Annotated in this window: 13 protein-coding genes; 5 read left to right on the top strand and 8 right to left on the bottom strand. The window is 60.8% G+C overall.

All coding sequences use genetic code 11. From position 1 onward, the window contains the following. Positions 1-12 precede the first annotated feature (12 nt). Positions 13-1,278, bottom strand: a complete 1,266-nt coding sequence (gene fabF, locus NW804_RS07670) for a beta-ketoacyl-ACP synthase II (RefSeq protein ID WP_414410485.1) — start codon at positions 1,276-1,278, stop codon at positions 13-15. A 63-nt stretch (positions 1,279-1,341) separates the two neighbouring features. Next, the gene (locus NW804_RS07665; protein WP_414393674.1) at positions 1,342-1,590 is read right to left on the bottom strand and encodes an acyl carrier protein; all 249 of its coding nucleotides are present in this window, start codon (positions 1,588-1,590) and stop codon (positions 1,342-1,344) included. Positions 1,591-1,784: 194 nt separating this feature from the next. Between NW804_RS07665 and rpsF the strand changes: the two genes are divergently transcribed. The 3 genes from rpsF to NW804_RS07650 all read left to right on the top strand — a co-directional run bounded on the left by rpsF (position 1,785) and on the right by NW804_RS07650 (position 3,186). After that, positions 1,785-2,075, top strand: coding sequence for a 30S ribosomal protein S6 (gene rpsF / locus NW804_RS07660; RefSeq protein ID WP_414420002.1), 291 nt, complete (start codon positions 1,785-1,787; stop codon positions 2,073-2,075). A gap of 69 nt (positions 2,076-2,144) precedes the next feature. Further along, a complete protein-coding gene (locus tag NW804_RS07655) occupies positions 2,145-2,540 on the top strand; it encodes a single-stranded DNA-binding protein (protein WP_414411225.1) in 396 nt (131 codons plus the stop codon). Positions 2,541-2,652: 112 nt separating this feature from the next. Beyond that, positions 2,653-3,186 (top strand): universal stress protein, encoded by a 534-nt coding sequence (locus NW804_RS07650; RefSeq protein ID WP_414410487.1) that lies wholly within the window; start codon positions 2,653-2,655, stop codon positions 3,184-3,186. On the opposite strand, the gene NW804_RS07645 is transcribed toward NW804_RS07650, so the two are convergent. The 5 genes from NW804_RS07645 to purM all read right to left on the bottom strand — a co-directional run bounded on the left by NW804_RS07645 (position 3,183) and on the right by purM (position 9,181). After that, positions 3,183-4,592, bottom strand: coding sequence for a DUF4340 domain-containing protein (locus tag NW804_RS07645; protein ID WP_414410488.1), 1,410 nt, complete (start codon positions 4,590-4,592; stop codon positions 3,183-3,185). The genes NW804_RS07650 and NW804_RS07645 overlap by 4 nt on opposite strands. A gap of 18 nt (positions 4,593-4,610) precedes the next feature. Then, entirely contained in the window at positions 4,611-6,179 is a 1,569-nt protein-coding gene (locus tag NW804_RS07640) for a GldG family protein (protein ID WP_414423232.1), read from the bottom strand. Positions 6,180-6,203: 24 nt separating this feature from the next. Continuing rightward, on the bottom strand, positions 6,204-6,989 hold the full coding sequence (locus NW804_RS07635; protein WP_414423231.1) for an ABC transporter permease: 786 nt from the start codon (positions 6,987-6,989) through the stop codon (positions 6,204-6,206). Further along, a complete protein-coding gene (locus NW804_RS07630; protein WP_414393691.1) occupies positions 6,986-7,996 on the bottom strand; it encodes an ABC transporter ATP-binding protein in 1,011 nt (336 codons plus the stop codon). Before NW804_RS07630 ends, NW804_RS07635 begins: the two co-directional genes overlap by 4 nt. 138 nt (positions 7,997-8,134) lie before the next feature. After that, a complete protein-coding gene (gene purM / locus NW804_RS07625) occupies positions 8,135-9,181 on the bottom strand; it encodes a phosphoribosylformylglycinamidine cyclo-ligase (protein WP_414423230.1) in 1,047 nt (348 codons plus the stop codon). Between the two features lie 146 nt (positions 9,182-9,327). Here purM and NW804_RS07620 point away from each other — a divergent pair, with 146 nt between their 5' ends. Next, entirely contained in the window at positions 9,328-10,380 is a 1,053-nt protein-coding gene (locus tag NW804_RS07620) for a septal ring lytic transglycosylase RlpA family protein (protein WP_414423229.1), read from the top strand. Between the two features lie 22 nt (positions 10,381-10,402). On the opposite strand, the gene NW804_RS07615 is transcribed toward NW804_RS07620, so the two are convergent. Further along, positions 10,403-11,401: a ribose-phosphate pyrophosphokinase gene (locus NW804_RS07615; protein WP_414393698.1), complete on the bottom strand. Its 999-nt coding sequence runs from the start codon at positions 11,399-11,401 to the stop codon at positions 10,403-10,405. 129 nt (positions 11,402-11,530) lie between these two features. Between NW804_RS07615 and NW804_RS07610 the strand changes: the two genes are divergently transcribed. Next, positions 11,531-12,436: an SDR family oxidoreductase gene (locus NW804_RS07610; protein ID WP_414423228.1), complete on the top strand. Its 906-nt coding sequence runs from the start codon at positions 11,531-11,533 to the stop codon at positions 12,434-12,436. Positions 12,437-12,498 lie beyond the last annotated feature (62 nt).

The raw sequence follows: 12,498 nt of genomic DNA, 5'->3' as shown, positions 1-12,498 counted from the left end.
GGGCAAGATCCCCTAGTCGGCGGAATAGCGGCGCAGGGCCAGGGTCACGTTGTGCCCCCCAAATCCGAAGGCGTTGACCAAGGCCACGTCAACAGCCATCTGCCGCGCCTTATGGGGGACAAAGTCCAGCCCTTCGCACTCGGGGTCGGGGTTATCCAAGTTGAGGGTGGGGGGAACCCAGCCGTGGTAGATGGCTAGGGCCGTCGCTACGGTGGCAATGCCGCCTGCTCCCCCCAACAGGTGGCCGGTCATGGACTTGGTGGCGCTGATGGCTAGGCGAGGGGCATGCTCACCAAAAACTGCCCTGATGGCTTGCACCTCGGCAACATCCCCCACAGGCGTGCCGGTGGCATGGGCGTTGATGTGCTGCACCTGGTCAGGCTGGATCCCAGCATCTTTAAGGGCTAGCCGCATCGCACGGGCGGCACCTTCGCCAGCAGGAGCGGGGTTGGTGATGTGGTGGGCGTCGCAGGTGAGGCCGTAGCCGACGATCTCGGCATAGATCTTGGCGCCGCGGGCGCGAGCATGCTCCAGCTCCTCCAGCAGCAGGATCCCTGCCCCTTCCCCCATGACAAAGCCATCCCGATCCCGGTCAAAGGGCCGGCAGGCCTGCTCCGGGGCATCGTTGCGGGTGGAAAGAGCTTTCATGGCGCTAAACCCGGCCACCGACAGAGGAGTTACGGCTGCCTCCGTACCCCCCGCAATCACAGCCTGTACCTCTCCCCGCTGCAGGAGCCGGAAGGCATCACCAATGGCGTTGGAGCCGGAAGCACAGGCTGTTACCGTACAGAAATTGGGCCCCTTGGCGCCAAAGTGAATGGCCACGTGGCCTGCTGCCATATTGGCAATCATCATCGGCACCATAAAGGGGCTGCAGCGATCTGGCCCTTTCTGGAGATAAATGGTCTGCTGCTCTTCCAAGACCCGGATGCCGCCGATGCCGCTGCCCAGCACCACCCCCACCTGCTCAGCATTGAGATGGGTAATCCGAAATTGGGCATCCTCTAGGGCCTGCTGAGTGGCAGCCAACGCCAGGTGGACAAAGCGGTCAGTGCGCTTGACATCCTTGCGATCTAGGTAGTCGAGGGGATCAAACCCCTTCACCTCCCCCGCAATGCGGCACTCGTGGCGGGAGGCGTCGAAGTGGGTAATTGGCCCAATGCCAGAGCGCCCTGCCAGCAAGCCCTGCCAAAACTCAGCAGGAGAATTGCCAAGCGGGGTTATTGCCCCCAGCCCCGTGATGACGACGCGACGCTTGGAGGGGAGTGGAACGGACATAGGAGCAAGGGCAGGATCTGTAGACAACGCTAAATCAGGGGAAGGTCCCCATCCTCCCGCAGGTTAGGCAGCTTTCTTCTTGGAGAGGATGTAGTTGACGGCATCCTGCACAGTGGCAATGCCCTGAGCGTCCTCATCGGGGATCTCTAGATCGAACTCCTCCTCGAAGGCCATGACCAGCTCGACTGTGTCGAGGCTATCAGCCCCTAGGTCGTTCTGGAAATTGGCTTCCAGGGTTACTTTGTCGTCTTCCACTCCTAGCTGCTCGGACACAATCTTGCGAACACGCTGGTAAACTTCCTCGGCGCTCATCCTTGGAACCCTAGAGTCTCTTAGCTATGGCTATCGAAGCACCCCCTATTGTATCGGAGAAGGGCTCTCCTCTTGCGGGAGCTCTACCCGCTTTTTTGGCCGCAGAGGGGGGAGGTGGCTTTTCCGGTTCCAGAAAGAGCAGCTAGGATAGTCAACTGCACCTCAAGTTGGCTTCTCAAGGAGAACCTGCTTCCATGCCGCGCGCTTACGAAACGATGCTGATTGTGCGCCCCGACCTCTCGGAGGAACCCCTCGCCCAACTCCTTAGCGAACAGGAGTCCCTCTTGCGAGAAAACGGGGCAACTGAGCTAGAAATGACCAACCGTGGCAAGCGCCGCTTCGCCGGGTTTGAGATGAAGAAGTTTAAGGAAGGACTGTACATCCAGGTCAACTACAAGGCCGAGCCGAAGACAGTGGCCACCTGGGAGAAGAATCTGCGCATCAACGAGAACGTCCTGCGCTACATGACCCTGCGCCTGGATTGAGTCGACAGAATCCCGGCCAGAGCACAGACTAGAAATATAAGGCCCTAGCAAACTTCCCGTGGCTTTGTTATGAACTCGATTGTTTTGATGGGGGAGGTAGCGAGCGAGCCAGAGCTGCGCTACACACCTGACAACTTGGCAGTTGCCTCTTTGCTCTTGCGCTTCCCCAGCTTGCGCCCAGAGGAGCCGCCCTACCAGGTGCGGGTTTCCTCTTTTGGGGAGCTGGCCCAGCGGGTGGTGGATACCTGTCGGGTGGGGGATCAGATCACGGTAGAGGGTCAGCTGCACATGAATGTGGTGGAGCGAGATGGACGCAAGGAAAAGCTGGCGGAGATTACTGCCCGCCGCATTCATCAACTCAGCTCTGCTCGCGTTCTCTCCCTCACCGAGATGGGCGAGTCAAGCGGGGAGCCTGGGGAAGAAGATGCTGCCCCTCCGCTCAACCCAGACGAGGTTCCGTTCTAGCCCTAGGGATCTCCTACTTGGCTAGGTAAGGGGGTTTAGGTTTCGCCCGCCCCCCAGGAGGATAGGTTGCTCCTTATTGCCAAGAGAGACTCATGCGGTCGAGGAAATCGGTATGTTCAAAAGGATTCTGGTGGCAGTGGATCGGTCGGAGCTGAGCGAAGGGGTATTTCAAGGGGCTCTGCAGGTGGCAAAAGCCATGCAGGCCGAGATGATGATCCTCCATGTTCTGTCTCAGGAAGAGCCCGGTGCCCCAGAGCCCCCTATGATTCTGGGCATGGATTACAGCTCTGCTCTCAGTGCCGAGCTGTGGCAGTCCTACCGGGAGCAGTGCGCCATTTTCGAGCAAAACCAGATGAACTATCTGCGCTCGCTGGCGGAAAAAGCGACTGAGGAGGGAGTTCGGGCTGAATGCAACCTCAGCTACGGCAGCCCTGGCCGGGTTATCTGCGACTTGGCCCGCTCCTGGAAAGCCGACCTCATTGTGGTGGGTCGCCGTGGCTACTCTGGGCTAAGCGAGCTATTTTTGGGCAGCGTCAGCAACTACGTGCTCCACCGCGCCCCCTGCTCAGTTCTCACCATCCAGGGGGAGACCCTGAAGAAGGGATCCCAGCCCCAGGCAAACCAGGTGGCTGCCCCGCCCTCCTAGGGCGAAGCGGTGGGGGTTGGCGTTCCTTCCTCTGCCCCTTTCTCCTCCAGAAGACGCTTGACTTCTGTTTCAATGCTGTTGAAGGTGCTAAGGTCAAGCACGGCGATATCGGGCTGGCGGCTGCTGCGAGCGTAGGCCCGCAGGCCAGCAGAGCTTAGGCTCAGGGTCAAAGGCTCCTGCTCCGTCTCAGGCTTGGGTGCAATGTCAAGGGTAAGGTCGGGAGCAGCTAGGGCCTTTTGAGCCTCGGGATCGGTTGCGGGCACGAACTCCTTGGCGCGGGCAGCGTTGAGGCTGGCAAAGAGGGAGCTGAGGTTGACTACCTGGCCGGGCCGTTCTGGGTTTTCCCAGCGCACCTCCAGGGATCCCTTCTCCTGGGGCAGAGGGTTGAGGGTAACTCGCTCCTCCAGCAACTCCAGGGTAACTTGACCTACCTGGTTGGGGTTGAGGCGGGCGAGGCGGTGATCCCGCAGCTCCTCTAGGTCAGCGCGGAGGATGTCGGCAGTGCTGGTGAGGAGGGTAGCCACCGCCGGGTGCTCAGAGGTGATGACGTACACTTGGCCCTCTTTTTCCGAGCCCAAGGCTACGCTCAGGGTTTTGCCGTCCTTAAGCTCAACGGTTAGCTGGGCAGAAGGCTGCTCCAGACCATAGGAAGCTAGCTCCGTCTTGGTTTCAGCCGGAAACTCCACCGCTTGCAGGCGAGACAGCGTACTGAGCAGACGGTCGACATTGAGGTCATCAGCAGGCAGCACCCGGGGCTCGACGATCTGCCAAGTCTCTTCCTGCCGCTGCAAACGGACAACCTCTGCCTCGGCTAGTTGCACTTGGAGAGACTTCACCGCTGCCCTATCAAAGCTCAGCAGGGTTTTGTCCCGCAAAGCCAAGAGGGAAGGCAGCAGGGATCCCTTTTGGCTGCTGGCAAGAAGCACTACTTTTCCCCCTTCGGGCTGGGCGTAGAAGCCGGAGCCGTCGAAGTTGTCATTGCCGATGGCCAGCCGGTAGGGCTCCCCTTCTTTGGGGAAGAGGGCAATCTGCTGGCGCGGCTGATCCAGGCCAAAAGCAGCTAGATCGTTAGCTTCCTCCAAGGTTAGCTGAGGCGTGAGGCGGGAGAAGGTGTTGAGCAACTGCTCCACCGGGAAGTCCAGCGCCGCTGACTGGATAGGCTGGCGGATGCGCCAACGGGATCCCTTTTCTCCTTCCGGGGTCCGCTCCAGGAGGATAACTTCTGGCTGGCTGTCTTTCTGCTGGCGGATCTCGATGCGGGCAATGGTGTCGGGGGCAAAGTGGAAGAGCCGCGCCCGCTCCGCCTGCTGCTGCTGGCGCAGTTGCTGAAAGCTGTCAAGGAGGAAATACCCCAGAAGAGCAGCCACTGCCAAGCCCAAGAGAATCCAAGTGCTGCGCTTGAACATGCTTGTCCTCCTCCCGCTCTACCGCCTTTGCCACCAGAGCACAGCTCCCGATCCCAACGCCACCAGCGGCAGCAGCACTGTTGATCCCAGGATCAGCCAGCGGAAGTTTTGTTCCGTCAACGTGAGACGGCGGTCGGTAATGGACTTGGGGCGGATGGAGATTTGTTCCGTTCGCTCAGCAAGCCAGTTGAGGGTGTTGAGGAAAAGATCGCGGTTGCCCTGCTGCCGCAAGTTGCCGTTGAGGGCAAAGTTGACATTGCCAACCACCACCAAGCGGGCCTCTGGCGGCGCCTCCTGGGATTCTGACTCCTTCTTCTCGCTATCTAGGCGGCGGGTTAGGGCTACGCCGAGGGTTAGGGGGCCGGGCTTGTCTTGATCTGGCTCAAACTGCAGCGGGCCGCCTTCCAGATTGGGGCTGGTTTCCCCCCAACTCTGGGGGCTGCTGCGCAGCAGAGGGGTGGCTTGGATCCCTTGCCGCTCCTGGGTTTCCACCGAGCGAGCTAGAGGGAAAAGGGTCATCAGCCGCTGGGCAGCTAGCGGGGCAGTGATGGGGTGATCCCCGTAGTCCGTAACCAAGGCTACAGCTGGCCCTGTCCCCAGAAGCTGGCTGATGCTGCTGACCTCCAGGATGAGGTCATCCTTTAGAACCACGCCCCACTCTTGCAGCAAGGGATCCAGGCCGGCATCCACCCGCGGCCCAATCAAGACCAGCAGCCGCCCTCCCTTGGCCAGGTAGTTTTGCAGCTTCTCCACCTCGCCAGGAAACAGAGCCCGCTGCGGCCCCGCCAACACCAGTACATCTGCCTCCTCGGGGATCTCGGCCTGGACAAGGTTCAAGGTCTCTACTCGATAGCCCTCCTGCTTGAGAGCTGCCACCGCCTGGGCCAGGGTTGGGGTGCCCTCTCGAGCTTCCAGGCTTACTTCCCCATGTCCCTGGACAAAATAGGCCACCACCTCGCCGCGGTTGACCACCTTGGCCAGCACCGGGGTGAGCTTACTCTCCAACTCAGGGGCGGGTGGCTGGGGCAGTTGCTGGCGGCTGTTTCCAGCTTCCACCACCAGCGTGTTGTTCTGGGTTACCTGCAGCCGCTGGACGGTGAGAGGATCGCGGTTGGGATCGACAAACTCAAACTGGAAGCGGTCGGGGTTGAGGCGGCGGTAGCGCTCCAGCTGTTCCCGCAGGTTGGGATCGGGAGCGGTGGTTACCGCCCAGACTTTAACAGGTTGCGCCAGTCCCTGCACCAGTTGCCGGGTCTGAGGCGACAGGGTAAACAGGCCCTCCTCGGTGAGATCCAGGCGCAGGTCGTAGCGCACCGCCACCACATTCACTAGCACCAGAATGACGGCCATAGCCGCCACCGCCACCAGGATGTTGGCGTTGGTTTGAGTAGAGCGCAGGCCCAGGAAGACGCCGACTTCCCGTTGGTGGGTGAGGCCCCACACCACCACTAGGGCCAGGCCTGCTACCAGCAGGCTCAGCGGCACAGCCGTCCAGCCCGTGAGGATAGCCCCCACCACTAGCCCAATGGCGATGACGCCCAGCCCAAGGATCCCCGTCCAATCTGCAAGTACCCGCCAATCCTTCATCGGCGCACGCCTCCCAGGACAACCCTAGCTCTGCTGCCAGCGCAGGCTTTCCACCGCTTGCACCGTGGCAAATAACCCCAGCAGGATGATGCTGAGGAAAAGGACGATGCTACTGCTGCTGAGGATCCCTTGCACCCAGTTGCTGTACTGCTGCAGCAGCGAGACATGCCGCAGGGTAGCGGCAATCCACGTGTTTTCCTGGCCCGCTGCAGCGTCGATGACCCAAAGCAGCAGGATGAGCCCAAAGGTGGCCACTGCAGCAATGAGGGTGCTGTCGGTTAGGGAAGAGATGAACAACCCCAAAGCCATGACGCTGCCGGCCAGCAAAGCAAGCCCCACATAGCCCATCAGGGTTAGGCGGTAGTCCACTGCTGGGTTAGAACTGCTCAGCACCAGCACGTGGTAAACCAGCGGCGGCAGCAGCAAGGTAATGAAGAACACCCACACCGCCAGCCACTTGCCCAGGGCCACCTCCAGGTTGGTAATGGGGGAAGTGGCCAGCAGCTCCATGGTGCCCCGCCGCCGCTCTTCGGCATAGGAGCTCATGGTGAAGATGGGCAATAGAAATAAGGAAAGGGTGCCCAGCAGATTGAGAAACTGCTGCGACAGGATGGTGGCAGCATCAAAAGGGTTCTCCTGGCCAAACTGGGCAAACAGATCCACCTGCTGGGAAAAATTGATGACCCGCACCAAGATGTTGACAAAGAAAAACCCCGCCAGCCCCCAAAACACTGCCGCCACCACATAGGCAATGGGGGAGGTGAAGTAGCCGCGCAGCTCTTTGCGGAAAATGGCAACCACGCCGTTCATGCCGCTTCCTCCAACGCGCCTGCTGCTTCCTCTTGGGTGGTGAGCTGCAGGAAAATTTCTTCCAGAGAAGCCTGAGGACGGCCAATCTCGTAGAGGTCGATCCCTGCCTGCACCAGAGCCCTGGCCACCTCTGGGATCCAGCCCTCTGCGGAAGCATTGCTCTTGAGCTGCAGCTGCCAGCGAGGGGGATCCGCGGCCAAGGGCTGTACACTTACCACCTCCACGTGCAGCAGGTTCTGCAGGGCTGCTCGAATGGCCGCTTCCTCGGCTGCCCCCACCACCAGCTTTGCCTGCTGCCGATCCTGCAACTGAGCCGTCAGCTCAGCGGGCGTGCCGACAGCCGCCACCTGGCCGCGGTTGATAATCACCACCCGGTCGCAGGTCATGCTTACCTCCGGCAGGATGTGGGTGGAGAGGATGATGGTGTGCTCTCCTGCCAGGCTTTTGATTAGGTTGCGCACTTCGATAATCTGCTTGGGATCCAGCCCAATGGTGGGCTCGTCGAGGATGATCACCGGCGGGTCGTGCACCAGAGCTTGGGCCAGGCCCACCCGCTGCTTGTACCCCTTGGAGAGCTTGCGGATAAGGGTGTGGCGCCTGTCTTCCAGACTGCAGCGGCGGATGACCTCGTCTACTCGCCTAGGTCGGTCACCGGCACTGACCCGCTTGATCTGGGCCACAAAGTGCAGGTAGGCCTCCACCGTCATATCGGGGTAGAGGGGCGGGTTTTCCGGCAAATATCCAATGCGCTGCCGCACCGCCATCGGGTTTTCGTGCACATCAAACCCAGCCACCCGCGCCGTTCCTTCCGTAGCAGGTAGATACCCTGCCAAAATGCGCATCGAGGTGGTCTTGCCAGCGCCGTTGGGCCCCAAAAACCCCATGATCTCGCCGGCATTGACCTGGAAAGAAATATCGCGGATGGCGGTAAAGCGGCCGTAGGTTTTGCTGAGGTGCTCCACTTCAATGGCAGCTCTGGCTACTGGAGCCGTGGGTAAACCGGTCATTGGCGCTTCCTCGCCTAGAGAGTTAGCGGCAGTTGTTGGCCTAGAAGGCCTAAGGCAGACGCCGAGGCCATCTGCAAACTTAGCATAGCGACGCTCAGCAGGAGCACAGGGGATCCCCATCCCCCTTTTGGTGGGGACTCAAGGCGCTAGGGATCCCCACTCCTCCAGCCCCAAGACCCGGCTCTCCCCAGGGCGGGCCGCTACCACCTCCCCAATGGGGAAGGCTTCGGGGAGCAAGGACCTCACCCGATTCTCCTCCTCAGGAGGGATCACCAGCACGTAGCCCACCCCCAAGTTGAAGGTGTTGAACATCTCCAAGGTTTCCACCTGGCCCTGCTCCTGCAGCCAGAGAAACTCCGGCGGAACTTGCCAACTGTGGGGCTCTATCCGCGCCGCCTGGTCAGGAGCCAAACAACGGGGCAGGTTTTCCGGGATGCCGCCGCCGGTGATGTGGGCCATGCCGTGGAGCTTGACCCCTGCTGCCTGGAGTTTCTGCACTGCCTGGACATAGATGCGGGTGGGGGTGAGAAACACCTCTGCCAACGGTCGATCCCAGCCAGGGGGTTGGTAATCCCAAGGCCAGCGCCGCTCGGCCACAATGTGCCGCACCAGGCTAAAGCCGTTGCTGTGGAGGCCGCTGCTGGGCAAGGCCCACAGCCGATCCCCCAACTGCACCCGCGCCGTGTCTAGGATATCTGCCTTGTCCACGATCCCGACACAAAATCCTGCCAGGTCGTACTTTCCAGGCAGGTAAAATCCCGGCATCTCCGCCGTCTCCCCTCCCAGCAGTTGGCATCCGGCTTCCTGGCAGCCCGCTAAGATGCCATCGATGACTTGCCAAAGGGCTTCCAGCTCCAGCTTGCCAGTGGCAATGTAGTCCAGGAAAAACAGCGGCCTGGCTCCCACCGTCAGCACATCGTTGACACACATGGCCACCAGGTCGATGCCGACGCCGCGGTGCTGCCCCCACTGCTGGGCAATCTCCAGCTTGGTCCCCACTCCATCGGCAGCGGCAACCAGCACCGGGGCAAGGTAGCCCTTTGGCAACTCAAACAAGCCGGCAAAGCCGCCAATGCCCCCCAAAACTCCTGGGGAACCTGCACCAAACCGCTCAACGCGCTCCCGAATCCCTTGGACAAAAGCGCGTCCGCGAGCGATGTCAACCCCTGCTGATCGGTAGTCCAAGATGCCAAAAGGCCTTGTGATAACTGGGCTTGGGCTTTTGCGCCTGGGCGGGCAAACCCGTCACCTCAAAAATCCATGGTACATTAACTTCCGTTGTTTTAACCCTCGCGTTGGAAGTTGGACGAGTTGAAGAGGAGCGCGGCCTCATGCGAACTCAAAAATGGCTCGGACAGGGACTGGCTCCTGCCCCCAAGCTGGGCTTGGTTAGCTGTCTCTGTGTCACAGCCTTGAGCTGGCCCATGGGCCTGCTGAGTGAGGCAAAGGCCCAAGCGTCAGCCCGCAGGGGATCCGCCCCCACCCACACAACTTCGCTCTCCCCTACCGCCGATCTGGTCTTTGCTCCCCAGTCCAAGGCTTCCCTTCCCGCAAAACTTGGCACCTTGAACCTGCAGGACTTTTCCCCTCAGGCAAGTTTCTCCCCGCTACCTGCAGAGCCTATCCTCAAGATTGGCGAACAGCGGCAGTCTGCTCTTCAACCCATTGCCACCCTCTACTCCTACGCAATGGACGGGCGGCAGGCAGTAACCGTCTATGTGCGGGACTTGCCCATCGTCACCTTTATCGACCACCCTCGCTTGGAGCCGCCGCTGCTCCGGGCCAGTTCTCTTGTGGCCCAGCTCAACCAAATGGCGCAGGGATCCTTGAAAGACACCACCATCACCCTAGCTTGGACGGAGTTCCAAGGCGGGGATCCCCTCTATGCCGTTCAGGTCAACGACCAGGAACTGTTGCGCATTGACGAGGGCGTGCTGCTGGTGGATAGCCAACGCCCAGTGGATACCGCCCTTTTGGCCGCCAATCGGCTGCGCCGGCTGTTGCTGGATGCCCCTCCTCTCCCCGCTCCCGCCTTGCCGCAGCTTGCCACTCTACCTGCCAAGGCCGCTGCTCAGCCGCCGCAAAGGACAGCTCAGCAGGGTCCCCTTTTCACGGTCGAGCGAGTGCAGGAAGGGATCGCCTCCTGGTACGACCTGCACCCCACTCGGCAGGAGATGACGGCAGCCCACCCTACTCTGCCCTTCGGGACCGAGGTGCGGGTAACCAACCTGAAAAATGGCCGCCAGGCAGTGGTGCGCATCAACGATCGCGGCCCCTTTATCCCAGGTCGGATCATCGACCTCTCCTTGCGGGCGGCAGAAGCCCTGGGCATGGTCCGCGCAGGACTTGCCCCAGTGCGCCTGGAAGTGCTGCGGCGCCGCTAGAGTAGAGGCGAAGGTAGCTCAGTTAGTGGAACATGCTGCTGACGGAGCTATCTTCGTGGATACGCCAGATGGCTTCCCCTAGGACACTGGCCACCGAAAGGATGGTGAGGCCGGGAAACTGCTTCTCTGGAGGAACAGGAATGGTGTTGGTGACAATCACCTCTTCAAAGAGGCCACCCCGCAGGCGTTCAATAGCGGGATCGGAAAAGACGGGATGGATGGCACAGGCGTAAACTGCCTTGGCTCCTGCCTTGCGCAGCAACTTTGCCCCTTCAGAGATAGTGCCCGCCGTGTCGATCATGTCATCCACAAGGATGGCAATCTTGCCCCGCACGTCGCCGATGAGGTTCATGACCTCCACATCGTTGTGGGCCTGGCGGCGCTTGTCAATGATGGCTAGCGGAGCTTCCTTGAGTTTTTTGGCAAAAGCCCGAGCCCGGGCTACGCCGCCCACGTCAGGAGACACAACCACAATGTCTTCCTCCAGCAGGCCCTTTTCCTTGAGGTAGGCCTGAAGAACCGGCTGGGCATAGACGTGGTCAAGGGGGATGTCGAAGTAGCCCTGGATCTGGGCCGAGTGCAGATCCATGGCCAGCACCCGGTGGGCTCCCGCCTGAGTAATCATGTTGGCCACCAGCTTGGCGGTGATGGCTTCCCGCCCTGCAGTCTTGCGGTCGGCGCGGGCGTAGCCGTAGTAGGGCAAAACGGCAGTGATCTGGCGGGCAGAGGCGCGGCGGCAGGCGTCAATGATCACCAACAGCTCCATGAGGTGATCGTTGACTGGGCGGCAGGTGGGTTGGATTAAGTAAACATCAGCGCCGCGAATTGACTCCTGGATTTGAATGTACAGCTCGCCATCGGCAAAGCGCTTGCGCAGGATTGGCCCTAGATCCAAGCCCAAATATCGAGCTACCTCCTGGGCCAGGGCTGGATTGGCACTGCCGGAAAATATCTTCAGTCGGTTGCTCTCAGAAACAGGCGGCAGCGGGGAGGGACGAAGAAAGGGGGCAGAGCGAACCACAGATCGGTGTTGAACTCGTCCGTAGTAGCGCCCGAAGGCATGCTTCGCTATCGTAGCATCAGCTTTTCCCCCCTCAGCAACTAGGTTGAAGTCCCCCTAGGATGGAGAAAGTTTGCAGGGAGGAAAGCCATGCCTTCACTTGCCAATCAGGTGGTGCTGATTACGGGGGCCTCTGCCGGCATTGGGAAGGCCGTCGCCCTGGAAGCAGCCAAACGCGGAGCTTGCCTGGTGCTAGCGGCCCGCCGCGCGAAGCTGCTGCAAGAGGTCAAAACCTTGGTGGAGAAGCACGGAGTAGAGGCGCTGGCAGTGCCCACCGACATGGCCGATACCGCCCAGGTGGAGGCGCTGGCCCAAAAGGCCCTAGAGCACTTTGGCCGAGTGGACATCCTGGTCAACAACGCCGGCTACGGCCAAATGGGGCCCGTGGAAGAGGTGGATGTGGCGGCGATGCGGCGCCAGTTTGAGGTCAATGTGTTTGGCCTGCACGCCCTTACCCGCGCCCTCTTGCCCCAAATGCGGGAACGGGGCAGCGGCCGCATCCTTAACCTCAGCTCCGTGGCTGGCCAGATCTCGATGCCCTTCAGCGGCGTCTACAACGCCACCAAGTTTGCCGTGGAGGCCCTCAGCGATGCCTTGCGGGTGGAAGTAGCTCCCTTTGGCATCAAGGTTATCGTGATCGAGCCGGGGCCGGTGGCCACCGAGTTTAGCCGCGTGGCTGAAGAGACCTTTGCTGCCGTTGTCAATCCCAACGGCCCCTACAAGGCCATCTTGGGCAAAGCTGCCGAGCTGGCCCGCTCTTTTAACAGAATGGCCTGGCCAGTGGAAAAGGTGGTAGAGCCGATCCTACGGGCCATGACCGACCCTCATCCTTCCGACCGCTACACTGCTTTTACAGGCGGCAAGTTGGCTCTGGGGCTGATGCGGCTAATGCCGGCCGCTCTAGCTGACGCTATGTGGCGACGTGTCTATGGCCTCCCTCTCTCGGCCCCGGTGCCCGCTAGGGCAAAGGAACCTACTGCCGCCGGGATCCCCTAGCCTCTGTGGGGTTGTGCCTGGTAGGAGCAAGAGGTTAAGTTTGTTAAAGGACTTTTAATGAT

The sequence above is a fragment of the Synechococcus sp. WC10meta genome (genome assembly GCF_047461475.1).
The sequence above is the reverse complement of the archived record's forward strand: the minus strand, read 5'-3'. Positions and strand labels throughout refer to the sequence as shown.

Excerpts from the sequence above, each read along its gene's own strand:
- fabF (WP_414410485.1), bottom strand. The coding sequence starts at position 1,278 with ATGTCCGTTCCACTCCCCTCCAAGCGTCGCGTCGTCATCACGGGGCTG.
- NW804_RS07665 (WP_414393674.1), bottom strand. The coding sequence starts at position 1,590 with ATGAGCGCCGAGGAAGTTTACCAGCGTGTTCGCAAGATTGTGTCCGAG.
- rpsF (WP_414420002.1), top strand. The coding sequence starts at position 1,785 with ATGCCGCGCGCTTACGAAACGATGCTGATTGTGCGCCCCGACCTCTCG.
- NW804_RS07655 (WP_414411225.1), top strand. The coding sequence starts at position 2,145 with ATGAACTCGATTGTTTTGATGGGGGAGGTAGCGAGCGAGCCAGAGCTG.
- NW804_RS07650 (WP_414410487.1), top strand. The coding sequence starts at position 2,653 with ATGTTCAAAAGGATTCTGGTGGCAGTGGATCGGTCGGAGCTGAGCGAA.
- NW804_RS07645 (WP_414410488.1), bottom strand. The coding sequence starts at position 4,592 with ATGTTCAAGCGCAGCACTTGGATTCTCTTGGGCTTGGCAGTGGCTGCT.
- NW804_RS07640 (WP_414423232.1), bottom strand. The coding sequence starts at position 6,179 with ATGAAGGATTGGCGGGTACTTGCAGATTGGACGGGGATCCTTGGGCTG.
- NW804_RS07635 (WP_414423231.1), bottom strand. The coding sequence starts at position 6,989 with ATGAACGGCGTGGTTGCCATTTTCCGCAAAGAGCTGCGCGGCTACTTC.
- NW804_RS07630 (WP_414393691.1), bottom strand. The coding sequence starts at position 7,996 with ATGACCGGTTTACCCACGGCTCCAGTAGCCAGAGCTGCCATTGAAGTG.
- NW804_RS07620 (WP_414423229.1), top strand. The coding sequence starts at position 9,328 with ATGCGAACTCAAAAATGGCTCGGACAGGGACTGGCTCCTGCCCCCAAG.
- NW804_RS07610 (WP_414423228.1), top strand. The coding sequence starts at position 11,531 with ATGCCTTCACTTGCCAATCAGGTGGTGCTGATTACGGGGGCCTCTGCC.